Annotated in this window: 25 protein-coding genes; 19 read left to right on the forward strand and 6 right to left on the reverse strand. The window is 60.3% G+C overall.

Going from position 1 to position 26453, the window contains the following annotated elements:
• The first annotated feature begins 5 nt into the window (after positions 1-5).
• The 5 genes from N2601_RS22060 to N2601_RS22080 all read left to right on the forward strand — a co-directional run bounded on the left by N2601_RS22060 (position 6) and on the right by N2601_RS22080 (position 5628).
• Positions 6-1067 (forward strand): DUF2169 family type VI secretion system accessory protein, encoded by a 1062-nt coding sequence (locus N2601_RS22060; RefSeq protein ID WP_260304912.1) that lies wholly within the window; start codon positions 6-8, stop codon positions 1065-1067.
• Complete coding sequence (locus N2601_RS22065) at positions 1067-2647, forward strand: PAAR-like domain-containing protein (RefSeq protein WP_260304913.1); 1581 nt, start codon at positions 1067-1069, stop codon at positions 2645-2647. The genes N2601_RS22060 and N2601_RS22065 overlap by 1 nt, the downstream gene beginning before the upstream one ends.
• Before the next feature lie 9 nt (positions 2648-2656).
• Entirely contained in the window at positions 2657-3139 is a 483-nt protein-coding gene (locus N2601_RS22070; protein WP_260304914.1) for an SMI1/KNR4 family protein, read from the forward strand.
• A 462-nt stretch (positions 3140-3601) separates the two neighbouring features.
• Positions 3602-4660, forward strand: coding sequence for a maleylacetate reductase (locus N2601_RS22075; protein ID WP_260304915.1), 1059 nt, complete (start codon positions 3602-3604; stop codon positions 4658-4660).
• Between the two features lie 74 nt (positions 4661-4734).
• Complete coding sequence (locus N2601_RS22080; RefSeq protein ID WP_260304916.1) at positions 4735-5628, forward strand: intradiol ring-cleavage dioxygenase; 894 nt, start codon at positions 4735-4737, stop codon at positions 5626-5628.
• Here the strand turns inward: N2601_RS22080 and N2601_RS22085 are convergent, their stop codons facing one another.
• Positions 5629-6945 (reverse strand): MFS transporter, encoded by a 1317-nt coding sequence (locus N2601_RS22085; RefSeq protein ID WP_260304917.1) that lies wholly within the window; start codon positions 6943-6945, stop codon positions 5629-5631.
• A 221-nt stretch (positions 6946-7166) separates the two neighbouring features.
• Here N2601_RS22085 and N2601_RS22090 point away from each other — a divergent pair, with 221 nt between their 5' ends.
• The 3 genes from N2601_RS22090 (at position 7167) to N2601_RS22100 (ending at position 8854) form a co-directional block, all read left to right on the forward strand.
• Positions 7167-7436, forward strand: a complete 270-nt coding sequence (locus N2601_RS22090; RefSeq protein ID WP_260304918.1) for an antibiotic biosynthesis monooxygenase — start codon at positions 7167-7169, stop codon at positions 7434-7436.
• A 52-nt stretch (positions 7437-7488) separates the two neighbouring features.
• Positions 7489-7803: an EthD family reductase gene (locus tag N2601_RS22095; RefSeq protein WP_104826465.1), complete on the forward strand. Its 315-nt coding sequence runs from the start codon at positions 7489-7491 to the stop codon at positions 7801-7803.
• 193 nt (positions 7804-7996) lie between these two features.
• Entirely contained in the window at positions 7997-8854 is an 858-nt protein-coding gene (locus N2601_RS22100; RefSeq protein ID WP_260304919.1) for a sigma-70 family RNA polymerase sigma factor, read from the forward strand.
• A gap of 33 nt (positions 8855-8887) precedes the next feature.
• Here the strand turns inward: N2601_RS22100 and N2601_RS22105 are convergent, their stop codons facing one another.
• The 3 genes from N2601_RS22105 to N2601_RS22115 all read right to left on the reverse strand — a co-directional run bounded on the left by N2601_RS22105 (position 8888) and on the right by N2601_RS22115 (position 11162).
• Complete coding sequence (locus N2601_RS22105; RefSeq protein WP_260304920.1) at positions 8888-9931, reverse strand: glycoside hydrolase family 25 protein; 1044 nt, start codon at positions 9929-9931, stop codon at positions 8888-8890.
• A gap of 156 nt (positions 9932-10087) precedes the next feature.
• Positions 10088-10411 (reverse strand): hypothetical protein, encoded by a 324-nt coding sequence (locus tag N2601_RS22110; protein WP_260304921.1) that lies wholly within the window; start codon positions 10409-10411, stop codon positions 10088-10090.
• On the reverse strand, positions 10389-11162 hold the full coding sequence (locus N2601_RS22115) for a DUF899 domain-containing protein (RefSeq protein WP_104826468.1): 774 nt from the start codon (positions 11160-11162) through the stop codon (positions 10389-10391). The genes N2601_RS22110 and N2601_RS22115 overlap by 23 nt, the downstream gene beginning before the upstream one ends.
• 122 nt (positions 11163-11284) lie before the next feature.
• Between N2601_RS22115 and N2601_RS22120 the strand changes: the two genes are divergently transcribed.
• The 8 genes from N2601_RS22120 to N2601_RS22155 all read left to right on the forward strand — a co-directional run bounded on the left by N2601_RS22120 (position 11285) and on the right by N2601_RS22155 (position 19367).
• Complete coding sequence (locus tag N2601_RS22120; RefSeq protein WP_260304922.1) at positions 11285-12505, forward strand: helix-turn-helix domain-containing protein; 1221 nt, start codon at positions 11285-11287, stop codon at positions 12503-12505.
• A gap of 9 nt (positions 12506-12514) precedes the next feature.
• Positions 12515-13171: a Vgb family protein gene (locus N2601_RS22125; protein ID WP_260304923.1), complete on the forward strand. Its 657-nt coding sequence runs from the start codon at positions 12515-12517 to the stop codon at positions 13169-13171.
• 426 nt (positions 13172-13597) lie between these two features.
• A complete protein-coding gene (locus N2601_RS22130; protein ID WP_104826471.1) occupies positions 13598-13843 on the forward strand; it encodes a helix-turn-helix domain-containing protein in 246 nt (81 codons plus the stop codon).
• Positions 13844-14270: 427 nt separating this feature from the next.
• Positions 14271-15752, forward strand: a complete 1482-nt coding sequence (locus N2601_RS22135; RefSeq protein ID WP_445945034.1) for an ABC transporter substrate-binding protein — start codon at positions 14271-14273, stop codon at positions 15750-15752.
• A gap of 58 nt (positions 15753-15810) precedes the next feature.
• Positions 15811-16752, forward strand: a complete 942-nt coding sequence (locus tag N2601_RS22140; RefSeq protein WP_260304925.1) for an ABC transporter permease — start codon at positions 15811-15813, stop codon at positions 16750-16752.
• A complete protein-coding gene (locus N2601_RS22145) occupies positions 16752-17621 on the forward strand; it encodes an ABC transporter permease (protein ID WP_260304926.1) in 870 nt (289 codons plus the stop codon). Before N2601_RS22140 ends, N2601_RS22145 begins: the two co-directional genes overlap by 1 nt.
• A 3-nt stretch (positions 17622-17624) precedes the next feature.
• A complete protein-coding gene (locus N2601_RS22150) occupies positions 17625-18827 on the forward strand; it encodes an amidohydrolase/deacetylase family metallohydrolase (protein ID WP_260304927.1) in 1203 nt (400 codons plus the stop codon).
• A gap of 42 nt (positions 18828-18869) precedes the next feature.
• Positions 18870-19367 (forward strand): RidA family protein, encoded by a 498-nt coding sequence (locus N2601_RS22155; protein WP_260304928.1) that lies wholly within the window; start codon positions 18870-18872, stop codon positions 19365-19367.
• A gap of 15 nt (positions 19368-19382) precedes the next feature.
• Here the strand turns inward: N2601_RS22155 and N2601_RS22160 are convergent, their stop codons facing one another.
• Positions 19383-20222 (reverse strand): IclR family transcriptional regulator, encoded by an 840-nt coding sequence (locus N2601_RS22160; RefSeq protein WP_104826476.1) that lies wholly within the window; start codon positions 20220-20222, stop codon positions 19383-19385.
• A 109-nt stretch (positions 20223-20331) separates the two neighbouring features.
• Here N2601_RS22160 and N2601_RS22165 point away from each other — a divergent pair, with 109 nt between their 5' ends.
• The 3 genes from N2601_RS22165 (at position 20332) to N2601_RS22175 (ending at position 24427) form a co-directional block, all read left to right on the forward strand.
• Positions 20332-21531, forward strand: a complete 1200-nt coding sequence (locus N2601_RS22165; protein WP_260304929.1) for an aminotransferase class V-fold PLP-dependent enzyme — start codon at positions 20332-20334, stop codon at positions 21529-21531.
• Positions 21532-21553: 22 nt separating this feature from the next.
• Entirely contained in the window at positions 21554-23389 is a 1836-nt protein-coding gene (locus N2601_RS22170; RefSeq protein WP_260304930.1) for an ABC transporter ATP-binding protein, read from the forward strand.
• Between the two features lie 117 nt (positions 23390-23506).
• Positions 23507-24427 (forward strand): alpha/beta hydrolase, encoded by a 921-nt coding sequence (locus tag N2601_RS22175; RefSeq protein ID WP_260304931.1) that lies wholly within the window; start codon positions 23507-23509, stop codon positions 24425-24427.
• Here the strand turns inward: N2601_RS22175 and N2601_RS22180 are convergent, their stop codons facing one another.
• A complete protein-coding gene (locus N2601_RS22180; RefSeq protein ID WP_260304932.1) occupies positions 24428-26431 on the reverse strand; it encodes a CocE/NonD family hydrolase in 2004 nt (667 codons plus the stop codon).
• Positions 26432-26453: the final 22 nt, after the last annotated feature.

Here is a 26453-nt window from a genome sequence, read left to right on the forward strand (position 1 = left end):
CGCCGATGTCGGTCGACAACCGTACGCCCTTTCCTGCGCTCGCCTTTCGCCAGTACAACCTGGCGGGCGATCTCCTCGGCGTCGTTGTTGCCAGAGGCACGTTCAAGCTCGCGAATGGCGGCCCGCTGGTCATGGATGATGTCCAGCGGCCTTTGGTCATGTCGGATGCTTATGATGGCGACCCGCACCAGACGCCGCAAATGGCTTGCACGGATCTGGCACCGTTCAAGCCGGGCACGGACGTAACCTTTATCGGCGCCGGCTTTGCTCCGGGTGGCGTGGCAGCTTCTTCGTGGACGTGCGGTCTGAAAGTCGGACCCGTTCAAAAGCGTCTGCGCGTTCATGGGCCGCGTTTCTGGCGTGCGAAGACCCGCAAGACCTGGCGCGGGCTGGTCGATAAGGACAAAGAGGATGCCCTTGATGGCTGGGAACTGACCGCGGGAGAAGCGGTGACCTATGTCCCGATCGACTGGCGGTTTGCCTTCGGCGGTAGGATCGAGGGCGGCGAGCTATTTGAACGAAACCCGCTAGGGATCGGGCTCGTCGACGAGGACCGCTTTCGCGAAAGACCGGAGTGGCCGGCGCCGCAAATCGAAGATGCTGATGCGCCCATTCGCTCGGTCAGCGACCGGCCGGCGCCGGCGGGTCTTGGTCCACTTTCGCCATTCTGGGAGGATCGGAGCCGGAAGGCCGGCACCTACGATGACGCCTGGCTGAAGGACAGGCATCCGCTGCTTCCCCACGATTTCGATTTCTCCTTCTGGCAGGCGGCGCATCCTGACCTGGTGGCAAATCCCTGGCTGCAGGGCAACGAACCCTTCGAACTGGATCACCTCCTGCCAGGAATGGGGGTGTTTCGCGGCCGCCTGCCCGATGTCCGGCTTGAGGTCGCGATCGATCGAGGCACAGGGCCGGCGCGCGGTCCCATGGTGCTAGACGGCGTCCATTTCGACATGCGGCCCGGTGTCGGGCGCGTTTTCCTGACCTGGCGAATTGGCTTCCCTTGGCCGGAGCGCCGCGGGCTGCCGCGTCTTGCCTTCGTAAGTTCCGCTCAAGGAGTGGCTTGATGGGCGAGAGGCAATTTCCCGACCCGATCTATGATGGCGATTTCGCGGCCCTCTACGGGCTTCCTGCCGATACGAGAATCATCGGCCCGCCGATGTCTGGCACTTTGCTCACCAAGACGCCGGACGGCAGCAATCCCATGCTCAGCTATGACGGGCCTTGGCCGCCTCCCAAGAAGGAGGCGACCAAGGCAGTGGAGCAGCCACGTCCCACCGCTGCCGATCCCCCACCGCCCGAGCTCATTCCCGACGACAGCAAGGCGATTGCGGTTTGTTTGTCGCCGGACGTGTGCAAATCACCGGACAAGCCGGTTCCCTACATGTCTTGGGGCAAAGCCTCAGACGATCTGAACTATTCGCCGGATGTCCGCTCGAACGGTATGGTCATCAAGCGCCAGGATTCCAAGTTTTCATGCTGTTATGGCGATGAGCCGGGCGTGGGATTGGGATGCAAATCCGGCACGGTTGGAGATGTTGTCGAACCGGTTACATCCTCGGGAATCGTGCGTGCAAATGGCATTTGGGTCCAGCGCCACAACGATCGCTGCACATTGAACAACGGCAATACCGAAGGCGAATACGTCCATATTCAGTCGACTGACACGAAGAAGGCGCCCGACGGCAACGACAAGGGCGACAAGGCTTGGTACGAAAAGGCTTGGGATTGGACCGGCGAGAAGCTTCATGACGCCGGGCAGGCTATCCATGAGTTTGACGAAAGCCACGGTCGCGTCATAACACGCGGCATGGGAGGGCTGCAGGCCATAGGTGGTGCTGCGGAGAGTGTCGCTGGCGCCGGTCTAGCTGGTGTCGGCGGCGCAGCGTCTGCAACCGGCGTCGGAGCGGCGCCGGGTGTTCCAGCCATGATTGGAGGGGCCGCACTCGCGGTCAACGGCTATGATAATTTCTCAACCGGCTTAAAGCAGCTTTGGACCGGGGAAACTCAAACAACTGCGATCGCCCAGGCCGCCGGGCAAATAACTACTGCACTTGGAGGATCGCCTCAGACGGCGCAGACCGTTGAGAATGTCGTTGGAATGACCCAGGCGGTTGGCGGTGGGGCCGGTACAATCGCCGCCGGTATCGGGAAGGCCGGGACGATCGCAAAGACGGCCAAAGTCGGTGACGACATTGTCGAAGAAGGAGCCAATGTCGGGAGGGCGGTTGAAAGCGGCGAGGAAGGAGCGCGCAGTACACGCCTTAGTCGGTGGGTGAGAAAAGATGTCAACGGTCGAAGAGTCTATCAGCGCGATGATTTAATTGATCCGAACAAAGTTGATGACTTAGGTAGAACTAATAAGCAGCGTATGGAGAAAGGGCTTGCACCGCTTGGCGACGATGGAAAAGAAATTAATTTGCATCATCTAACGCAAGATGAGCCAGGCGCTATGGCTGAAGTGAAGAGTACTTTTCATTCTGAGAATGATCGCGTACTACATATGTATTCAAATCAATATGATAAGATGTATCGGGATAGTGCTGGCAATTGGCACAGATACAGTAGCGCGCCACCATCTATGGACAGGGGCCCTTTCAATCAATGGAAGTCCGATTACTGGCGGACGAGAGCAAAGGATTTTTAGGAGCGCAGAATGACAGCGATAACTGATTTTGAAAATGCACTTGCGATCGTGCAGGCCAATCCGTCGAGTTCCGATTTTTTCGGCCCGGCACCAGACGATAATGTCGAAGCGGCAGAACAGATGTTGGGTATTCGGATGCCTCCCAGCTACAGCAGGTTTCTCGCGACTTTGGGAGTTGGCTCGTTTGATGATGCCGAATTTTATGGGATCGTTGCGAATAAAATACCGGGTAGTTCGGTGCCCAGCATGATTTGGCGGACTTTGGAGGATCGCAAACTTGCCGGCTACCCCAAAACCCATGTCACCATCATGAGTAGTGGTTACGGTCCTATTTTCTGCCTGGATGGTTCTGTCGTAAACTCTGAGGACGAGTACCCTGTCGTTGAGTGGACTCCGGCTACCGGCGCGGCAAATCCGGGTGAACGCCTTGCAGATAGTTTCGGCGCCTTCTTCTTGGATGAGGTTAGTAAGCGGACTAGCGCTCAAATTTGAGGTCATCGGTGACGGCTCGCAAAGACAAAATCGATCAAAGATATCGATCCCGTCTATCTCAATCATCTGCGGTCGAAAAAGCTTATCGATTGACGGTGCGACCGCGGCCTTCTCCAAGCTTTTCAGACAAATCCAGCCTTTAAGATTGAGGCTGTCACGCTGCTGAAGGAACAATCGTTCCATGATTTATGGGCGGAAATTGAAGATCTTCCGTCAGGCCTATTGGCCAATTGACGATCGGAGCTCCAGAACGTTTAGACACTCCATGTCCGAGTCATGCGCCTAATACCTAGATAGCTATTGCGAACGTTGACGGCAGCGACCAACATCTCGGCGAGGATACCATTTTCGGCGTGAAGCCGGAGTTGATCCGTGACTTCGAGCGCGTGAGCATCGGCGATGCGCCGTCCTGGCGGCTCGAATTCACCTTTGTCATGACGCGCGCAAAGCGGGGGCCGAAGCATGAGCCGAAATTTCGTCTATAGCGGCAGTCCCGCCCATATCGTTTTCGGCGAGGGCAAAAGCGTGCTTGCCGGCGAATGGGTGGAGAAGCTCGGATGCCGGCGCGCGCTTGTCCTGTCCACGCCCCAGCGGAAGGCGGATGCCGAGGCTTTGGCGGCGCGCCTCGGGCCACTTGCGGCGGGCGTCTTTGCCGGCGCTGTCATGCATACGCCGGTCGATGTCACCGAAAAGGCGATGGAGGTCGTCCGGCAGACCGGTTGCGATTGCGTCGTTTCACTTGGCGGCGGCTCCACGACCGGCCTCGGCAAGGCGATTGCTTTTCGCACCGACCTGCCGCAGATCGTCATCCCGACCACCTATGCCGGCTCCGAAGTGACCCCGATCCTCGGCCAGACCGAGGGCGGGCGGAAGACGACAGTGCGCCATGCCAGCATCCTGCCGGAAGTCGTGATCTACGATCCGGTGCTCACCACCGGTCTGCCCGTCGGCATGAGCGTCACCAGCGGGCTGAATGCCATGGCGCATGCTATCGAGGCCCTGTATGCGCAGGACCGCAACCCGATTTCGACGTTGATGGCCGTCGAGGGCCTCCGGGCCTTCAAGACCAGCCTGCCGGAGATCATCGCATCGCCCGGGGATATCGATAGACGGGCGGATGCGCTTTACGGCGCCTGGCTCTGCGGCACCGTGCTCGGCACGGTCGGAATGGCGCTGCATCACAAGATCTGCCACACGCTCGGCGGTACGTTCGACACGCCGCATGCCGAAACGCATGCGATCATGCTGCCGCATACGGCGGCGTACAACGCGGCCGCGGTGCCGGAGCTGCTGGCATCGGCCGCGACGATTTTCGGCGACTCGGTCGGCGGCGGGCTTTGGGATTTCGCTAGGGCTGTGGGCGCCCCGATGGCGCTGAGGGATCTGGGGCTCAGCGAAGCGGATCTCGATCGCGCCGCTCAGATCGCGACCGAGAACCCCTATTGGAACCCGCGGCCGATCGACCGGCAATCCATTCGCTGCCTGTTGCAGGATGCCTGGGAGGGCAGGCGACCGCAGTAACATCATGCTGACGATCCGGTCGCCGAGCTGCGCCGCGTCTTCGCATCGATTTTGGACCAATGAGGATGATGGACATGGATGCGCATGAAAAGGGATTCTTCACCGAAGAGAGTTCGGTCGAGGTCGTCACCGGCCGCAACCGCAATGCCAAGGACGAACGGCTGAAACAGGTGATGGAAGTCATCACCCGCAAAGTGCACGAGGCGGTGAAGGAGATCGAGCCGACACAGGAAGAATGGCTGCAGGCCATTCTGTTCCTCACCCGCACCGGTCAGATCTGCAATGAGTGGCGGCAGGAATTCATCCTGCTCTCCGATGTGCTTGGCGTCTCGATGCTGGTCGACGCGATCAACAACCGCAAGCCATCGGGCGCTTCGGAAAGCACTGTGCTGGGGCCATTCCATATCGATGGCGCGCCAGAGCTGGAGATGGGCGCCAACATCTGCCTCGATCAGAAGGGCGAGGACATGTTCATTTCCGGCCGTATCCTCGACACGGACGGCCGGCCGATCGAAAGCGCTGTTATCGATGTCTGGCAGGCCAATGATGAAGGTTTCTACGATGTCCAGCAGCAGGGCGTACAACCGGATTTCAATCTGCGCGGCGTTTTTCGCACTGGTGCCGACGGCCGTTACTGGTTCCGGGCGGTGAAGCCGAAATATTATCCGATCCCCGACGACGGTCCGGTCGGCCAGCTTCTCGGCCAGCTCGGCCGCCATCCCTACCGTCCGGCGCATCTGCACTACATCATCAAGGCCAGGGGTTTCGAGCCCCTGGTGACACACATCTTCGATCCGGATGATCCTTACATCAATTCCGATGCGGTCTTCGGCGTGAAGGAGAGCCTGCTTGCCCAGTTCAAGCGGACAAATGATCCTTCACGCGCAAAAGAATACGGCTTCCAGGGAGCTTTCTGGGATGTTGAGCACGATTTCGTGCTTGCGGCCAAATCACAGATGATGGGTTGATCAGATCTTCGGGGATGTTGCGGCCCCGATCTCTCTTTCTCTGGCGACCCGCTCTTTTCGCGATATCTGCTGTTCCACGACGAAGACGAGCAGGCCACCGATGGCCAGGCATCCGGCCAGGAAGAACATCGGGGCAATCGTGCTTCCCGTTGCGTCTTTGATCCATGGCACGACGTTCTGGGCAATGAAGCCGCCGAGATTGCCAACGGAGTTGATGGCCGCAAGGCCCGCCGCGGCGCCGGCGCCCCTCAGGAACCGTGACGGCAGGCTCCAGAAGACCGGCTGACCGGAAAAGATACCGGCGGCAGCGATGCACAGAAACGCGAACTGCAGCGTATGGTCCGGGATTAGTGCGGAAAGCAGGAGCGACAGCGCTCCGACGAAGGCCGGGATGACGATATAGGGCGTCTTCGATTTCGCCTTTGCCGCCATGGCGGGAACGACATAGAGGCTGATTGCGACTAGGATCCATGGAATGATGTTCAGGAAACCGTTCTCGGTGTTGCCGACGCCGAAGCTTTTCACGATCGTCGGCAGCCAGTAGCTGAGGCCATAGGCTGCAAGCGGAAAGGCGATATAGCAGAGCGCCATCAGCAGCACGCGCGGATCGACGAGGGCTTTGAAGCCGTTATCAGCGTTCTTGTCCATGCCGGCATTTTCCGAGGTAAGCTTATCCTGCAGCCAGCGCTTCTCCTGGTCGGTGAGAAAGTGCGCCTGCTCCGGCCGGTCCGACAGATAGAATATCGTCACCACGCCCAAGATGATGGCCGGAATACCAGTCGCGATGAACACCCACTGCCAGCCAGCGATATCGTAGAGCCCGTCGAGATCGAGCAGCATACCGCCGAGCGGCGCGCCGACGGCGTTGGCGAATGCGCTGAAGATCATGAACAGCCCGACCATCGTGCCGCGATAGGCGGACGGAAACCAGAGCGTGAGAAGATAGAGAACGCCGGGGAAGAAGCCTGCCTCGCAAGCGCCGAGAAGGAAGCGCAGGATGTAGAACATCGTTGCATTCTGCGTATAGGCGAGCAGCGTCGTTACGATGCCCCAGGAGATCAGAATTCTGGCGAACCATCTGCTGGCGCCAAATCGTTCCAGCATCAGATTGCTCGGCACTTCGAAGATGAAGTAACCGATGAAAAACAGAGATGCGCCAAGGCCATAGGCATACTCGCTCATCCCAAGCGCATCGACCATCTGCAGCTTGGCGAAACTGACATTCTGCCGGTCGATATAGGCGACCAGATACAGGAGCCCCAAAAAGGTCATCAGACGCCAAGTGATTTTAGAGACGAGCTGTTTTTCGTCGACCATGGCTGTTTCTCCTAAAATTTCATGGGATTTCTTGAGCGCTCGAGGATGAGCGGACTGATTATTTCGCCTTTTAGATGTAGCGGCAGGAGGGTGTGGCAATACGCGGTCGACAAGTTCGTTGCGGATGGCAGCATCCGATTGTCGGTCGAACCACGTCTGTGGCGCCGATTTTCCGAAAAAATCTTTTACGCGGCGATCCGTTTCGGTCCCTGGAGTCGTCTTTGCTGTGTCCGAAACAGAAGGAGGCGCTGATCGCGCTCTTGAAGCAGAACATCGACACAGTGATCCGCACGCTCCATGGCTGGAAGACGACCCGGCTGATCGCGGCAAAGGACGGCGCCAGTGTCGTCATCTATTCCGAGTGGGAGATCTCCGCCGCCATTGAGGCGATGCGCGGCGATCCGCGCATGCAAGCCTATTTTCCGAAGATTGCTGAGTTGGCGAGCTTGGACTCCACGGTAGGCTCGGTGGTTTTGAACGAAACCCGATAAGGATGAACGCACAAGTAAATCTGCGTCAAACAAGCAACTAAGGAGAACTGCAATGGCTCGGATGGTCGTTATTTACCCGACACCGAAGAACATCGAGGAATTTGATCGGCATTACTTTGAAGTCCACGTGCCCCTCGCCAAGAAAATTCCGGGTCTCAGGAAATACGAGGTCAGCGACGGACCCATCGCAACGGTGGTTGGAGGCTCCACGATTCATCGGATCGGAACGCTGTATTTCGACGACCTCGCGGCGATCGAAAGGGCATTTGCCAGCCCGGAGGGACAGGCGACCAGGGCGGATCGCCAGCTTTTTGCGCCTGATGACTCGGGCGTTCAAATGTTCCTTTTCGACAACCGGGAAGTTTGAGCCCATCCCCCTCGTCCCGCGGGCGAGGGGAAACGATGGTGGCCGCTTATACAGGTCGCAAAGATCGCAAATCAGGCAAAAAGGACTGAGCGATGCCAGCAACCAAAGTAATTTTGGTCCTCATCCGCAATGGTTGGCACAACCGTTCGGCGTGGGATAGAGTTGCGCGCGGAAGCGCCGTAGGTTTCGACACATGAGCACCGACGAATTCGAAGATCGTTTGAGAGCGCTGCGGCCACGCCTTCATCGCTACTGCGCGCGCATGACAGGGTCGGCGGTCAACGGCGAGGATGTATTGCAGGATGCCCTCGTCAAGGCTCTTCACGCGCGGGCCCAGGGCGCCGAGGTGGATAATCTCGAGGGCTGGCTGTTTCGCATCGCCCACAATGCGAGCCTCGATTTCCTGCGCGACAGGTCCCGCAAGACGGTCGTTGCGCTCACCGAAGACATGGAAGCGGCGCCCATACCCGAGGCCGACATCGTAGCGATCAGCTTCCAGACGTTTCTACGGCTGCCTGAGCTTCAGCGCTGCGCGGTGATCCTCAAGGATGTCCTCGGTCATTCGGTCGAGGAGATAGCTGGCATTGCCGAGTGTTCTCCGGCCGCCGCCAAATCGGCGCTCCAACGCGGGCGAGCGGCGTTACGGCAACTTGCGCAAGAGCCCGAAGACCTCCGGTTGCCGCTGATATCCGACCCGGATCGGCGGAAGATCACCGCTTACGTCGATCTGTTTCGCAGTGGCGATTTCGACGCGATCCGCGCCATGCTCGCCGACGACGTGAAGCTGGATCTGGTGAACCGGCTCCGGCTGGAAGGCCGCGACAAGATTGGCATCTATTTCACGCGCTATGCGGAAGAGACGAGATGGCGCTTCGCCCTCGGCGCCATTGAAGGACAGCCGGCCATGCTGGTCTTTGACAGCACTGGCCCGATGGACAGACCCGCGCATTTTGTCCTGGTCGGCTGGTCGGAAAACCGGATCATCGAGATCCGCGATTTCTTGTTCGCGCCCTATGTGCTCGAGGCCGTAGATTGGGTGCGACTAGGCTGAAAGCTTATGGTCGAGTCCTGATCCGCCCTCGGCTCAATTCGACCGCGATGCCAACCAGCTATGCCATTCTTCCTCGCTGCCGTGGAAAGCATTGAGGTCAATCCGCCCTTCGACCCCATGCGTCAGGCCGGAACCGGAATATTGCCAGAAGAGCCATTTGCGTCCCGGATAGACCTGGGAGGGATGTGCGGCCACCGAGCGCAGCCAGAAGGGATAGTCGGTGAATTCGCCCCTCAAGTTGTCGCGGTAGAAATCCGGCGCGGTGTAGATGATCGGGCGTTGGCCGTAATACCGCTCCAGCTTATCCATAAAAACCTGCATTTTTTCGAGGACATGCTCGCGTGAGGGTTTTCTCTTGCAGCTCGACTCCCCGTTCCACTCGACGTCTATCACCGGCGGCAGAGCGCCGGCCTCCCTCGGAACGTTACGCATGAACCAATCGGCTTGCTCGCCGGCCGTCCGGCACCAATAGAAGAAATGATAGGCACCCCGTTTCAGACCGGCCTCCTTGGCTCTGCGCCAGTTCTTCTTGAACATGGGATCGAGATGATCGCCGCCGTCGGTCGCCTTCAAATAGACGAAGTTCGCACCCTGCGCCTGCAACTTCTCCCAATCGATATCACCCTGCCAGCGTGAAACGTCGACGCCATGCACGGCGAGTTTTCTGGGGGAGGAACTGCCGAAATTGATAGGCTTGGCGTCCCGGAAGCGACGGCTGTAGATTTGCATTCGCGTTTGCGGCGCTACGCTGATCGCTGGGTTCACCGGCATGAGCAGAGCGACCGGTTTTTCAGCGGGAACAGGTACGCCGTCGGTCTTGGCCATTGGCACGAACGCCTGCGGCTCCGGAGGCGTTTCCGTCCATGTCAGCGCTTGCTGTTGCTGCTGCTGTTTGACGACCTGCGGAGCGGCGCTGCCGACCTCAGCGGTCGGCACGGGCCCGCTTGAGCGGGTGATGGAATTCGTCGTCTCCTGCGACGGTGGCGCGACCGGGACGTCTTCCGGACCGGAGCTGGCGGCGCATGCCGACAAGATCAGGGAGGTGAGAAAGATTGCTGACACAGCCGCTAGACGCATATGAACCCGCACGCAAAACAACAGTCGACGGCAGAATCCATGTAGCCGGACACCCGCCGACATGAATTGCTAATGGAGAATTACCAAAAAAGATTGAATCCAATCTTTACGGGTCAATAATCGGGTTTCGTGGTGTTTGGTCTGGTGCACGCCGGATCAGGGCCGGCGTGCACCGTTTTGTTGGCGGGACAGAAGCCTCAGCCAAGGCGTCAAATGGAAGACGCTCATGAGCAAATACATCGGGACCATTCCGCCAAGTGGTAAAGCCCCCGGCATGGCCGAGCAGATCATATCCTGATCGCCGACAGCGGCGGTCAGCAGCGCCATGATCGCGAATGTCGGCGCCGCGGCGAGGGACAGCCAGTGAGAGATGCCAACGGCGACAGCGTCACCGGCAGACCCGCCGCCGGCGAGAAAGCCGTCTTTCGAAGGGGTGGGTTCACCAAACATCGACACGTCAGCTCCGGCCGTACTGGTCATGATGGCGCCACCAGATCCCATTCTCGTTGCGTCCCTTGGGGGCACGATCGAGCCACTGGTACATGCCCCAGAGGCCATCCAGCCCGCGCGCGTAGCTGGAATAGGTGTGGTAAACGACGCCGTCATCGAGCGCGAAGGCGCTGAGGCCCGGCCTTTCGCGCGTAAATGTGGCAGCGTCGGTTCCGGTCATGGCCGCCATTTGCGAGACCGGTTTCTCGCTGCCGCGCTCCTGCCGAGGTTGAGGTGAAGGCGCCTCGCGTCTGAAATTATATTCAATGCCGCCCTCGCGCTGCTGGTCCTCGGTGAAGCAGACGCTGAAATCGCCATTGAAATCGCTGCCGAACGAGGACGCCCAGGGGAAGGTCCACCCCATTCGCTGCTTGAATGCCTGCAGCTTTGCAAGTGGTGCGCGCGATATCGCCGAGAAGGCGACATCGTGGTTTTCGAGATGGACGACGAAGCCGTTGAATCCATCCGCGATCGAAGAGCAGGATGGGCAGCCGGCCGTATAGTCGGGACCGAACATGAAGTGGTAGACGAGGAGCTGCGAGCGTCCCTTAAAGAGATCGGCGAGCGAGGCTCTGCCATTCTCCGTCTCGAAACGATAGTCCTTTTCGATCCGTACCCAGGGGAGGGCTTGCCGACGCAGCGCCAATTCGTCGCTTCGCCGCGTCAGCTCCTTCTCCTCCGCGAGCAGGTCCAACCGTGCAGCCAGCCATTCTTTGCGTGTCGCTGTCATATGTGCGGTCATCATTTTTCTCCCTTGGCTATCTGCCGCCGTATCATTCAAGATGCGACGTGCTGTTTGGTGGTCGCGAGTAAACTACGCCCGGCTATCGAATTGATGGGAGTTACAAGTTTGACGGGATTTCGATGGACTCGATGATCACCGCTGCGGCCTATGCGCTTGCGGCGGGCGATCCTCTCGGCGCGTTGAAGCGAGTTGCCCTGCGCGATGATGCGCCGGCGCTCGCGCTGAGGGGCATCGCGATGGCGCAACTCGGTGATCTCGGCCGCGCAAAGGTGCTCCTCAAGAATGCGGCGCGCGCCTTCGGGCCAAAGGAGGGCATGGCCCGCGCCCGGTGTGTCGTCGCCGAAGCGGAGATCGCACTCGTCTCGCGCGACCTTACCTGGCCCGCCAGAGCGCTTGCCGCGGCGCGGGCGACCCTCGAGGCACATGGCGACCGCGTGAATGCCGCCCATGCCCGCAATCTCGAAGTCCGGCGCCTGCTCCTGATCGGCCATCTCGACGAAGCCGAGCGCGTGCTCGCCGAGCTTGACCCGACACCGCTTCCTCCCGCCTCGAGGGCGGCTTACGAGCTGGTCGTTGCCGGCATCGCCATTCGCCGCCTGCAGACGAAGGCAGCGCGTGCAGCACTTACGCGGGCAGGGCAGGCCGCAAGTGCAGCGGATATTCCTGCGCTGACGGCGGAGGTCGAAAGCGCCTCGCTCGTGCTGAACACGGCTGCCGCGCGCCTGATCCTGCGTGGCGAGGAGCGCCCGCTCCTGCTTGAAGAGGTGGAAACGCTTCTGGAGTCGGGGACGCTGGTGGTGGACGCATGCCGAAATGTCGTCCGGAACGCAGGGGCGGTGGTTTCGCTTGCGACGCGCCCGGTCCTGTTCGCGCTTGCACGCGCGTTGGGCGAAGCCTGGCCCGCAGATGTACCGAGAAGCACACTTCTCACCCGCGCCTTTCGGGCCAAACATGCCGATGAATCGCATCGTGCAAGACTGCGTGTCGAAATTGGACGGCTTCGCGCCGAGCTCAGGACGCTGGCGGATGTTCGGGCCACGAAACGTGGCTTTGCGTTGGTGCCGCGCCGCGCAAGCGAGGTCGCCGTGCTGGCGCCGCCCGTCGAAGAACAGCATGCGGCGCTGCTCGCCTTTCTTGCCGACGGCGAATCCTGGTCGAGTTCTGCGCTGGCGATTGCACTTGGAGCGAGCCCGCGCACGGTACAGCGTGCGCTCGAACAGCTTGCGGAAGCAGGCAAGGTACAGTCATTGGGTCTTGGGAGGGCACGCCGCTGGATGACCCCGCCCGTGCTCGGATTCCCGACAATCTTGTTACTCCCCGGTCCTCTGCCGAATGAATAGGATGACAGCATGAAACGATCTCAAGCCGAAATTCTTCGTGAATATGGACCCTTTCCCGGCGCCGACCGCGTGAACGGCGTCACCTTCGACGGCCGGCACGTCTGGTTTGCCTCCGGAGACCGGTTGAGCGCCTTCGATCCGGCAAAAGGGGAGGAGGTGCTGCATTCGATCGAGGTCGCCTCTCATGCGGGAACGGCCTTCGACGGTCAGCATCTGTTTCAGATCGCCGAGAATATCATCCAGAAAATCGATCCGAAGACCGGTCGCGTGCTCGCCACGATCCCGGCGCCTGGCCATGGCGGCGACTCCGGGCTCGCATGGGCCGAGGGGACGCTCTGGGTTGGGCAGCATCGCGGCCGGAAGATCCATCAAATCGATCCGCAAACGGGGGCGATCCTCCGCACCATCGAGTCCAACCGCGTCGTTACTGGGGTCACCTGGGTCGACGGCGAACTCTGGCACGGCACCTGGGAAGGTGACGAGAGTGATGTGAGGCGGATCGATCCCGAAACGGGAAAGGTCCTGGAAAGGCTCGACATGCCGGCTGGAGTGGGCGTGTCGGGACTGGAGTCCGATGGCGGAGATCAGTTCTTCTGCGGCGGAGGAGGCAGCGGTAAGGTGAGAGCCGTTCGCCGGCCAAGCCGCGCGCCCAAGGCCAAAGGCTAGCGCCCTCAAGACTGTCAGCGAATGCCGAGCGGGTGTTTCGCGTCAGGCGAATCGAGGGTGGATGTCGTTCGAAAAGGCAAGCCATCCGGGCGGCTTTGCGCATCAATTGGTTTTCCCGTCCCTCCATATTCACAGATTTTCCGGGAACGATAAGCCGGCGCCGACCTCTCCATTGCCGTTACTGCGCGCTCCGTGAGCGGTGAAAAATCCGTTAACTATCCGTTGCTTGGTCATCGTTCGTCAGATGTCGTCCATGGACGCATGACCAGCGTCTGCGCGTGGCCATAGGCTCGACCGGCGCTGCGCGACGATTTTTGCTTGTTCATATTACATTGCTGAAATAAAAGGTTATCGGCGCGTTAACAGGCGCCTGTCCCAAGACTCAAAAAAGACTTCGCAAGAATCTATGTAGAGAAGGAGACGATAATGTCCATTTCACTCAATAATTTCAATGAGGTTCCACCGCAAGCCGTGCATGCGGACGATGTCGCGGCGCGTGTGAAGGCAGCCCGTGAAACCGTGGGCTACAGCATTGAAGATCTGGCGGTGACCTGTGGTCTCGCCAATGAGGAAATCATAGGCATCGAAGATGGCGCAGATATTGATCCGGCTAAACTGAAGCGGATCGCCAATGCACTTCAGCTTCCGCCGTCAGCGTTCCTGGCGGTTTAATTTTGAAAGAATCTGGTCGGCCTTGCCCCCCAGCAAGAGCCGACCAGCGGGGGCACTAATATTCCCATTGGCGAGCACTCCGGTGGTGACGTGTTCCCCCATAGCGTATTGCTCTTCTTTATCTCTTACGTTTGATGGCTTTCGCCTCCGCCGCATGGCCGAGATTCGTAGCGCCCGCGAGCCTTGGGTTTTCCAACATAGATGCTGTCGAGATCGCGGTGATGAGGAACACCGATCGATGTCGGCGTCACTCGCTCCCGGCCACGACTTCAATCACGCATTCCAATGTTCCGGGCTATATTGACATCACCTGTCCCACCGTTATCATTCCATTATAAAATTTAATGTTCCGTAATAACGGAATAAACAAGGGGATGATATCGTGCGAAGCAAATTTGCCTTTCTGCTGGGAGCAGCTCTTCTCATCATGCCATCGGCGCTTCTGGCGCAAGAAAAGGGCGGCGTGATCAATGTCGCGACAATTGGTGAGCCGCCGACATTGGATCCGATGGTTTCGACGGCCGATCTGGTCGGCATCGTTTCGCAGCATATTTTCGAAACGCTTTTTACCTTCGACAAGAATTGGAAGGTAACGCCGCTTCTGGCCGAGAGCATGCCCGACATCAGCGCTGACGGCAAAACCTATACGATCAAGCTTCGCACCGGCATCAAGTTCCACGACAATAGCGAGATGACATCGGAAGATGTCGTTGCTTCGCTCAATCGCTGGACCAAGATTGCCTCACGCGGCAAGCAGACCGCGGCCATGATCGACAGCATCTCGGCGGTCGATCCCTCGACGGTCAAGATCGTGTTGAAGCAACCCTATGCGCCGCTTCTCTCCCTGCTCGCCTTCAACAATTCGGCCGCGATCATCATTCCGGCCAAGCATCAAGAAGACCCGATGACCACCTTCATCGGCACCGGTCCCTATATGCTGAAAGAGCGCAAGGCTGACCAATATATTCAGTTGGTGCGCTTCGATGGTTATAAGTCCCGCAGCGGCGAGGCCGATGGTTATGGCGGCGCCCGGCATCAATATCTCGATGAAATCCGTTTCGTCCCCGTTCCCGACGCCAATACTCGCGTGGAGGCGGCGGTTGCCGGTCAATATGATTATGTCGACTCGCTGCCGGTCGAATCCTTCGACCGCCTGAAAGGCTCGACCGCTTCCGCGCCGGTCATGCTGAAGCCCTTCGGCTATCCGGTCTTCGTCTTCAACACGGCGAACGGCATCACCAAGAATATCGATATCCGCAAAGCGGTACGCACAGCGCTCAGCATGGAGGACATGCTGGCCGCTGCCTTCGGCAGCACTGATTTCTATGCGCTCGATGCTGCATTTTATCCAAAGTCCTACGCCTGGAACACGGATGCCGGCACAAGCGGCGCCTATAACGTCGCCGATCCCGAGGCCGCCGGCGCTCTGCTGAAGAAGGCGGGCTATAATGGCGAGCCGCTGCGTATCCTCACCAGCCGTCAATACGAATTCCATTACAAGATGGCGCAGGTTGCCGCCGAATATCTGAAGCAGGCCGGCTTCAAGGTCGATTTGCAGGTTGTCGATTGGGCGACGCTAACGCAGCGCCGTGCCGATCCAAAACTGTGGGACATCTATATCTCCCACAGCCCCTTCCTGCCCGAGCCGGCTTTGATGGGGCAGATGTCGACGAGCGCGCCCGGCTGGTGGGACACCCCGGCCCGAAAGGTCGCGGTCGATGCTTTCAATTCCGCCGTTGATCCTGACAAGCGCGTGGCGCTGTGGGCCGATGTCCAAAAGGTGATGTACGACGAAGTACCGCTGATCAAGATTGGCGACTTCAATGCGTTGGCTGCCAAATCGCAGAAGCTCGAAGGGGTCGAGGCTGCGCCCTGGCCGTATTTCTGGAATGCGGCGGTCAAGAAGTAGCAGCCCATAGGCTCGTCATTCCGGCCGCGATGGAAGCGGCCGGAGGATCGGACAAGACATGATACGCTATATCCTCCAGCGCCTTTTCGGCATGATCGTCGTGATGTTCCTCGTGGTCACGATCGTCTTCGTGATCGTGCGCGTCACTCCCGGCGATCCGGCTGCCGTCATGCTCGGTCCGGATGCGACGGCGCAGGACATTGCGAGCCTCAGAACGAGGCTCGGCCTCGATCAGCCGCTAGCCCTGCAATACCTCTATTACTTCGGTCAGCTTCTGCGGGGCGATCTCGGTCAGTCGATCTTTCTGAACGAGCCGGTGGCCTCGGCGCTGGTCGAGCGCGCCGAGCCCACCTTCTTTCTGACGGTGTTCTCGCTGGTCATCGCCAGCATCATCGCCCTGCCGATTGGCATCTATTCCGCCTATCGCCGCGGCTCGCTGTTTGATCAGGCTGCGACGGCGCTTGCCATGCTGGCGGCCAGTATTCCGAGTTTCTGGCTCGGCCTGATCCTCATTCAGTCCTTCGCCGTTCGCCACGGTATCTTTCCCGTCTCCGGATATGGCGGACCGGGTTCGTCATTCGTGGACCGGATGTATCACCTGGCACTGCCCTCGATCGTGCTCGGCGTCGTCTCCTCGGCGCTGATCCTGCGCTTCACCCGCGCCTCGATGCTGGACGTGCTCGGTGACGACTATATCCGCACCGCCCGCGCCAAGGGGCTTATCGAGCGCAAGGTCATCCTGAAGCATGCGCTGAAAAACGCGCTGATCCCGATCCTCACTGTCATCGGGTTGACCGCGGCGGTGCTCATTTCCGGCGCGGTGGTGACCGAGACCATCTTCAGCCTGCCGGGCATTGGTAATCTCGTGGTGTCGGCCGTGCTCCGACGCGACTACCCGGTGATCCAGGGCGCACTGCTCGTCATTGCCGGGCTTTACGTCCTGATCAATTTTGCGATCGACATGCTCTATCTGCTGGTTGATCCGAGGGTGCGTTACTGATGGCCGCGATTTCAGACACAAGCGCCGGCGCCGAGCGCCGCAAATTCGCCAGACGTCTCTTCAAGCGCAAAACCGTCGTCTTCGGTGTCGCCGTGCTGACGATATTCGTGCTGCTCGCCGTCTTCGCGCCGTTGATTGCGCCCTATGCGCCAGGCAAGCTGTCTATCGTAAACCGGCTGAAGCCGCCAAGCTTCATCCACCTCTTCGGAACCGATGAGTTCGGCCGCGATGTCTTCACCCGCACCATCTATGCCGGCCGTCTGTCATTGCTGGTCGGTGGCGCGGTCGTCGCGCTGGCAGCTGTCATCGGCGTTACGCTCGGCCTCCTCGCCGGCTTTTTCAAGCAATTGGATACGCCGATCGCCCGGCTGGTCGATGCGATGATGGCATTTCCCGATATCCTGCTGGCGATCGCGCTGGTCGCTGCCCTGGGGCCGTCGCTGACGACGGTCATCATCGCGCTCAGCATCGTCTATGCGCCACGGCTGGCGCGTATCGTCCGCGCCTCGACGCTGGTCATCCGCGAACTGCCCTATGTGGAGGCGGCGCGCGCGCTCGGCGTCTCGACCCTGCATATCATGACGCGACATGTGCTCAGAAACCTGCTGTCGCCGATCCTGGTGCAGGGCACCTTCCTGTTTGCCAACGCCATGCTCGCCGAAGCCGGCCTTTCCTTCCTCGGCCTTGGCGTGAGCCCGGATATTCCGACCTGGGGAACGATGATCGCCGCCGGCCGGCAATATCTCGATCAGGCCGATTGGATGACGCTCTTTCCGGGCTTTGCCATCATTCTCTCCGTCCTGTCGTTGCAGATGGTCGGCGACGGATTGCGCGACATTCTCGATCCCAGACTTCGAAAGGACTTGTAGCCCATGTCTTCCGGATATGAACCGAAGCGGCCATTGCTGATCGCCAACGTCAAGCCGATGGCTTTCGGGCAGGCGACGTCAGGCGGTGTCACTGACGTGCTGGTCGGCGCGGATGGGCGTATCGCCGAGGTTGGACCATCGCTTGCCGTCTCGGCCGATGTCGAAAGGATCGATGGCAAGGGTGCTTGGATGTCGCCGGGCTGGATCGACCTGCACGTCCATATATGGCATGGCGGGACCGATATTTCTCTCCGCCCCTCGGAATGCGGCGTCGAACGCGGCGTGACGACCTTGGTTGACGCCGGCTCGGCGGGTGAAGCGAATTTCCATGGCTTCCGTGAATATATCATCGAGCCGGCGCGCGAACGCATCAAGGCGTTTCTCAATCTCGGTTCGATCGGTCTCGTCGCCTGCAATCGCGTCAGCGAATTGATAGACATCCGCTCGATCGATTTCGACCGTATGCTTCAGGTCTATGCCGACAACAGCGAGCATATTGTCGGCATCAAGGTGCGCGCGAGCCATGTGATTACTGGCTCCTGGGGCATCACGCCCGTCAAGCTTGGTAAGAAGATCGCCAAGATACTGAAGATCCCGATGATGGTGCATGTCGGCGAGCCGCCGGCGCTCTATGACGAGGTGCTGGAGGTCCTCGGACCCGGCGATATCATTACGCATTGCTTCAACGGCAAGGCCGGCAGCAGCCTCATAGAGGACGAGGATCTCTTCAATCTCGCCGAACGTTGCGCCGGCGAAGGCGTCCGCCTCGATATCGGCCATGGCGGTGCGTCTTTCTCTTTCCGTGTTGCCGAGGCCGCCATCAAACGCGGGCTTCTGCCATTCTCGATCTCCACCGATCTGCATAACCGGTCGTTGAATTCCCCGGTCTGGGATCTCGCGACGACCATGTCGAAGCTGCTGTCGGTCGGCATGCCCTTCGAGAAGGTGATCGAAGCGGTCACGCATGCGCCGGCCTCAGCCATCAAGCTGCCGCTTATCGATCGGCTCGCGGTCGGGGAGCGGGCCGAATTCACGATCTTCGACCTTGTGGAGTCCGATATCGAAGCGGTGGATTCGATGGGGGATGCGGCCGTGCTGAAACAGCTTTTCGAACCGCGCTACGCAGTCATCGGCGCTGACGCCTTTGCCGCGAGCCGTTACATCCCGCGGGCGCGAAAAATGACGCCCCATGGCCACTGCCATTAATAGCTGAGTTCCGAATTTAATGATTGTACGACAGGAGTTTGCGTGAACCAGTCTTCCGCCACCGCCGAGAGCGCACAGGGTTCGCCCTATGAACGTCTCTCCACCCTCGGCATCGTGCTGCCGCCGCCGCCGCCGCCGATAGCCAACTTCGTGACGCATGTTTGCGAGGGCAACATGCTCTATCTGTCCGGCCAGGGGCCGCGCGAGGCCGACGGCACTCTGCATTTCGGCAAGGTCGGCGCTGAGGTCGGCATCGAACAGGCCTACGCCGATGCGCGGCTGACCGGCATCAATCTTCTGGCCGTTATGCAGGATGCGCTTGGCGATCTCAAGCGCGTCAAGCGCGTGGTGAAGCTTTTGGGCATGGTCAACGCCACGCCCGATTTCGCCGATCATCCGAGCGTCATCAACGGCTGTTCCGACCTCTTCATCGAGGTTTTCGGAGCGGCCGGCCAACATGCACGCTCGGCTGTCGGCTTCGGCTCGTTGCCGGGCAATATCACTGTCGAGATCGAAGCGATCGTGGCTTTGCACGGCTGAGGAAGGGACAGAACGTCAATGGCCACGCCAACCCATCAATCTCTCGATCTTTTCCGCCGAGCTTCGAACCTGTGCGACGTAGTGACCTTCGTCGGAAAAGGCTTTCTGCTCCGGCAGAACGATGGAGATGGTGGCGACGCACTGGCCATCGCGGTCGCATACGGGCGAAGCAATGCAGGCCACGGCATAGTCGGATTCTCCGGCCTGGATCGACAGACGGGCTTCCAGCGCTTTCGCCGCAGCCGTCGACAGCGTCACCGGGTCGACATCGGCGCGGCCGGTCGGAGAGGTGCGTGCACAGTGCCGGAAAAGCGCGATGCGCTCTTCCTCCGGCAGATGACCGACGAGCAGGCGGCCGGACGCCGTCCAATTGAGCGGCACCCGTGTGCCGACGCGCGAGGCGACTTGGAAGTGGCTTGGACCATCGGCCATGGCGAGAACGAGCATATGGTCGCCGTCGCGGCCGCAGACCTGAACGGTTTCGCCGGCCTGCCGGCAGAGATCGTGCATTTCATGGGTGGCAACGCTCATGAAATCGAGCGATCGGGCATAGGCGAGGCCGTAGTGGTAAAGACGGGAGCCGAGCCAGATCGTGCCGTCGGCATTGCGGCTAAGCAGGTTCTTCTCAACGAGGTCGTCGACGATGACGTAGACGGTCGAGAGCGGTGCGCCGATCGCCTTGGCGACCGCGTAGACACCGCAGGACGTGCCGGTTTCGTAGAGATGATCGATGACCTGCAGCGCCCGGTCGATGCCGCTGACGCGCGAGCGCCGCGCTCCCTTGACGGCGGCAGCGTCGTTTTCATTGGCCGTCTCGCTCTCGGAGTAGCCGATGGGTGATGTCTTTGCGTCCAAAAACCGAACTCCCGTTCAAATCGGTGGTTTGTTACATAATTATGGCATAGCTGTCGATGGTCCGGTACTGCAAGCGCCGCCCCGCCAGCAAAAAAATCTGGAGGTTCTCATGCCGAATGAAGACATTCGTCCGTCCGTCGGACTTCGCCCCGTCATCAATGTCTCGGGCACGATGACGAGCCTCGGGGCATCGATCGTTGTTCCCCAAGCGATTGCGGCAATGGGCTCCATTCTGCCGCAGTTCGTGGAGATCAACGACCTGCAGCGCAAGGCGAGTGCGGTCATCGGGCGGCTGACCGGCGGCGAAGCGGGGTTCGTTACGGCCTCCTGCTCGGCAGGCATCAGCCTGGCGGTCGCCGCCGCCATCACCGGCAACGACCTCGCCGCGATCGAGCGTCTCCCCGACGTTCGCGGCGATAAGAACGAAGTCATCGTTCAGATGGGACATGTGGTGAGCTATGGCGCGCCGGTCGACCAGGCGGTGCGGCTTGCGGGCGGCAAGGTCGTGCTGATCGGCCAGGCGACCTCGACATACCGGCATCATCTCGAAGGTGCGATCACGGAGAAGACCGCGGCCGCCCTTTATGTCGTTTCGCATCATGTCGTTGGCTACGGGATGTTGAGCCTCAAGGAATTCTGCGAGATCGCCCATGCCAAGGGCGTGCCAGTCATCGTCGATGCAGCTTCCGAATATGATCTGCGCATCTTTCTGGAGCAGGGAGCGGATCTTGTTCTTTATTCCGGCCACAAATTCCTGGGCGGCCCGACCTCGGGCATCGTCGCGGGACGCAAGGACATGGTGCGCAACACCTTCCTGCAGAACCTTGGCATCGGCCGTGGCATGAAGGTTGGCAAGGAAAGCATCTTCGGCGTCATGGCGGCGCTCGAAGCCTGGGAGACGCGCGACCATGCCGGCATACGCGAGCGCGAGACCGGCTATCTCCATCTCTGGCACGACCGCTTCGACGGCCGCCCCGGCATCAAAGCCGTGATCGAACCCGACCCGACAAACAATCCGCTCGACCGCTTGCGTCTCACCATCGATGCGCGCGAGGCCCACATCACCGCTTGGGACCTCGCCGACGCCTTGGCCCGGGGAACCCCGCCGATCATCGTTCGCGACCACGAGGTAGAGCACCATTATTTCTACCTTGATCCCTGCAATCTGCATCCGGGCGAGGAGATAATCGTGGCCTCCCGTATCGGCGAAGAACTCGACAAGGCGCAAGCCTCAAACGAAATCATCGCCACATCGTTGGAAGATCGCAGCCGCCGCCGTTTCGACGGTCTTTTGCGCTGGCCGGATTGAGATGGTGAATAAGGGGATGGTGATGGCCAGCGGCGACGCCCAGACTTCACAGCTCACCGAGCCAGTGCTCTCGGTGGAGGGAATGACGACCTCCTTCCTGGCAGAGGGGGCTTGGAAGCCGGTGGTGCGTGACGTGTCTTTCACCGTGGCGCCAGGTGAAACCGTGGCGATTGTTGGGGAATCCGGCTCCGGCAAAAGCGTCACGTCGCTGTCGATCATGCGGCTGCTTCAGCAGGACATGAGCCGGATCACCGGCCGCATCACGCTCGGCGGCAGGGATATTCTGGCGCTGTCGGAAGCGGAGATGCGCAAAGTCCGCGGCAAGGATGTCGCGATGATCTTCCAGGAGCCGATGACCAGCCTCAATCCGCTCTTCACCATCGGCGACCAGATTTCCGAGGCGCTGCTCTGCCACGGCGAGATGTCCAGTGCTGAAGCGAAGGCCGAGACGATCCGCCTTCTGGAGCGCGTGCGCATTCCATCGGCCGCCTCGCGCTTCGACGAATATCCGCACCGCTTCTCCGGCGGCATGCGCCAGCGCGTGATGATCGCCATGGCGCTCGCCTCGCGCCCGAAGCTGCTGATTGCCGACGAGCCGACCACGGCGCTCGATGTCACCATTCAGGGCCAGATTCTCGACCTCATCAAGATGCTGCAGGAAGAGCAGGGAACATCCGTTCTGTTCATCACCCACGACATGGGCGTGGTCGCTGAGATCGCCGACCGAACTATCGTCATGTATCGCGGCGAGCAGGTCGAGACGGGCGCGACCAGCGAGGTCTTCTTCCACGCCAAGCATCCCTACACGCGGGCGCTGCTTTCGGCTGTCCCCGTGCTCGGATCCATGAAGGGGCGCGAGCGACCCCTGCGGTTTCCGGTACTCAACAGCGAGACCGGTCAGGCTGAGCCATTGACGGAGGTGGCCGATACCGTCTCGGCGGCGCAGCGGCCGGTGCTGGAGGTGAAAAACCTCTGCAAACGGTTCGACATTCATTCCGGTCTTTTCGGGCGGCTACAGGGCAGGGTGCATGCCGTCGAAAACGTCTCCTTCGATCTGCAAGCCGGCGAGACGCTGTCGCTGGTCGGTGAATCCGGTTGTGGCAAGTCGACAACGGGCCGCGCCATCATGCGCTTGATCGAGCCGCAGAGCGGCTCGGTGCTTGTCGACGGCGAGGAGATGCTGGCTCTTGATCGCAAGGGTCTGCGCGATATGCGCCGCAAGGTGCAGATGATCTTCCAGGACCCCTTTGCCAGCCTCAATCCGCGCATGACGATCGGCGCCGCCGTCGCCGAACCCTATCTCGAACACAAGATGGGAACGGCGAAAGAGGCACGCGACAAGGTCGCCGACCTTCTGGTGAAGGTCGGGCTCTCGCCGGACATGGCGACGCGCTATCCGCACGAGTTTTCCGGCGGGCAGCGTCAGCGCATCTGCATCTCCCGCGCGCTCACCCTCGATCCCAAAGTGATCATCGCGGACGAGAGCGTTTCCGCCCTCGACGTTTCGATCAAGGCACAGGTCATCAACCTGCTGCTCGACCTGCAGCAAAGCCTGAACCTCGCCTTCCTGTTTATTTCGCATGACATGGCCGTTGTGGAGCGCGTCAGCCACCGCGTCGCGGTAATGTATCTCGGCGAAATCGTCGAGATCGGGCCGCGCCAGGCGGTGTTCGAGAACCCGCAGCACCCCTATACAAAGAAGCTGATGTCGGCGGTGCCCGTTCCCGATCCGGCTCGGCGGAGACTGAAGCATGGCATTGCCGCCGACGAGTTGAAAAGCCCGATCCGGCCTCCGGACCACAAGATGCAGCCGCTAAGATATGTGGAAATCTCGCCCGGCCATCAGGTTGCCCTCTGACGGCCGGAGCTTTTGTGCCCGTGTCGCCGTCGCAGCGTTGCAGGCCGTGCCTGGACATACCATTTAGCCGCCGGTGATGTTATCGTTGCGGGACGAGCCTTATCTTGAGGATATTCCATGGATTCTTCCCCGCAACCCCGACCGACCGAGGCGGGCATTCTGCAATTCATGGAGATCTGCGATTCCTTCTATCCGCCTGATGCGGTGACGGCCTCCATAGAGCAGCAGCGCCAATGGTATGACGCACTTTGCAGCCGTTTCGACCGCCCGCTGCCCGACGGCATGCACACACGGGATGAAGTCGTGGCGGGCAGAATTCCGGTCAGGCATTATCAGCCGGCAACGATCCGGACCTCGATCTGCCTGCTCTACCTTCACGGCGGCGGCTTCGTGGTCGGTTCGCTCGAGAGCCATCATGCGATCTGTGCTGAGATCGCCGACTATGTCGGGGCCGAGTTGGTGTCGGTCGATTATCGTCTGGCGCCAGAGCATCGCTGGCCGGCGCAGACGGACGATTGTTTTGTTGTTCTCAAGCAGTTGCTTGCCGAAGGAAAGACCGTCCTGCTGATCGGCGATAGCGCCGGCGGTAATCTGGCGGCGGGGCTCGCCGTTCGGGCTAAGGGTGAGCGGCTCTCCGGCATTGTCGGGCAGATATTGATCTATCCGGCGCTCGGCGGGGATCTTGTTTCCGGCTCCTACGAGGAGATGGCGAATGCGCCGGGGCTGACGACCACCGACGTCGGCTATTATCGCAGCGTGTTGCAGGCACCCGCCGGCGATCCGGTCGCCGAGCCTCTTGCCTCATCGTCGTTCGCCGGCCTTCCACCGGCTTTTATAACGGTCGCGCATTTTGATCCGTTGCGGGACGATGGCCGCAATTATGCGGCAAGGCTTGCCGCGGCGGGTGTCGAGGTCTGGTTTCGCGAGGAGCCGCAGATGGTGCATGCCTGGCTGCGTGCCCGGCACATGAGCGATGGCGCGAGCGCCGGTTTTCGCGCCATATGCGAGGCAGTGAGCCGTTTTGCGGGATCGAACTGATCACATCAGATCGCGCGGAATTCGCTTTTCCTCGAAAATTTTTTCGAAAATTTGCGTATTGCCTTCAAAGGCGATGACGGACGCACGGATGATCCATTCGGCTGCCGTGCAAGAAATCGTCGCCGTCGCCACCGTGCGGACATACCATCCCGGCCGCCGCATGTCGCATGTCCAGATCGAGGTTCCACTCATCGACAGCGGATCGTCCGGCGCGATAGACCAGACCTCTTCGCGGAGCTGGCGCGTCGAAAGACCTGTGCCCGGATGTTCGAAGAGGCCGGTATCCTCCCGGATTTCATAGAGGGTCTTGTTGGCGGAGAGATCGCGCACGACCTGACGCTTCGTTGAGGCCGGGGCATGTTCGATATATTTCGGCAGCGGATCGGGATTGTCCGGCTGCTTGATGTCGATGGCTTCATGTTCGCCGAGCTTTGGCAGGCCGAAACCAATGGAGGCGATGTCGATCGTCAGACCCGGATTTTCCGGCGGCGGCAGGATCATTGGCCAGTATGCGGTGGAGAGCGAAAGAGCGATGCGGTGGCCTTTGCGGAAGCGATAACCGCAGGCATCCAGCGTTAGCCTGATGGTGGTGCGTTCGCCCTTCTTCAGGGGCTGCGGTTCGGCATTGCCCTCTCGATGAGCAAGATTGAGCACGCCGAAAGAGACGCGTGTCGCTGTGCCATCCGGGTGGAGATCGATAAGCCTGGCGCAAAGATTGGCCGTTTCGGCATCGCAGCGTAGGGAGAGGGTGACGACCGGACGGCCGAGATAGTCATGATCGACGGCCAGCGGCGTGGTTTGGAAAGTCAGCGAGCCGGCATCGTCGAGGCGCTGGTCGAGCGCCATTTCGGCATCCGGTTTCAGCGTGAAATATTCGCCGGAAGTCGTTCCCGTATCGAGGGGCGAGCGCAGATAGACGGCATGCTCTGGCGCATGCGGGATCGGCATGCCTTCCATCAGCGTGCCGAACTGCTCGACATAGAAGCATTGCATTTCCGGCTTTTGCCAATCCTGCTTGGCGATCCAGAAGCCGGGATCGAAATCGCGACGCGGCGCAGGCCTCACAGCATCGAGAATATAGGCGCGCACCTGCGGCATGCCCTCTACACCATTTTTGTCGCCGCGCAGCCAGCGGTTCCACCAGGCGATCGCCTCGCCGTGGAAATCGGCGCGGGGTTTCGGCCAGGCAAAATGCGGATATTTATGAACCCACGGACCGATCAGCGCTTTCGCCCTATCGCCGAGACCTTCGACGGCCATCAGCGGCGTGTTGCGATAGCCATCCGCCCAACCGGCAATGACAAGGGCGGGGATTTCGACATCGGCGAAATTCTCGCAGATCGAGCCGTGCCGCCAGAAATCGTCGCGGCGCTGATGCTGGAGCCATTCCTCCATGAAAAAGGGCTCATTCTCCAGGCGTTGCAGCCACATATCCCGCCAGCGATCGCCGACGATCTCCGGGTCGGGAGAGCGGGACTGATAACCGAGCATGGTCGCAGCCCAGGAGAGCTGCGCCGAGAGATGGCAGCCATTCTTGTAGTGGATATCGTCATTATAGCGGTCGACCGTGGAGGCGATCGATATCACTGCCTTGAGCGCGGGCGGGCGCAGCGCCGCGACCTGCAAGCTGTTAAACCCGCCCCAGGAAATGCCCATCATGCCGACGGAGCCGTTCGACCAGGGTTGTGCTGCGATCCAGGCGATCAGTTCGCAGGCATTGGCGAGTTCGAGCTCCGTATATTCGCCGTCGATAACGCCATCGGATTCGCCGGAGCCGCGAATATCGACGCGAACACCGGCGATGCCGGCTGCGGCAAACACCGGGTAAGTCGATTCATCGCGGGGGCTCGTTCCATCGCGTTTGCGGTAAGGCAGGAATTCGAACACGGCCGGCACCGGATCGCTTTCCGCACCGTCCGGCATCCAGATGCGCGCCGCAAGACGCGTTCCGTCCTTCAGCGTGATCCAATGGTTTTCGATCGTGGTAAAGCTGCGGTCGGTCATGACGGGCTCATTCCGATATTGC

This window comes from Rhizobium sp. CB3060, from assembly GCF_025200735.1.
In the GTDB taxonomy this organism is placed as follows: domain Bacteria; phylum Pseudomonadota; class Alphaproteobacteria; order Rhizobiales; family Rhizobiaceae; genus Rhizobium.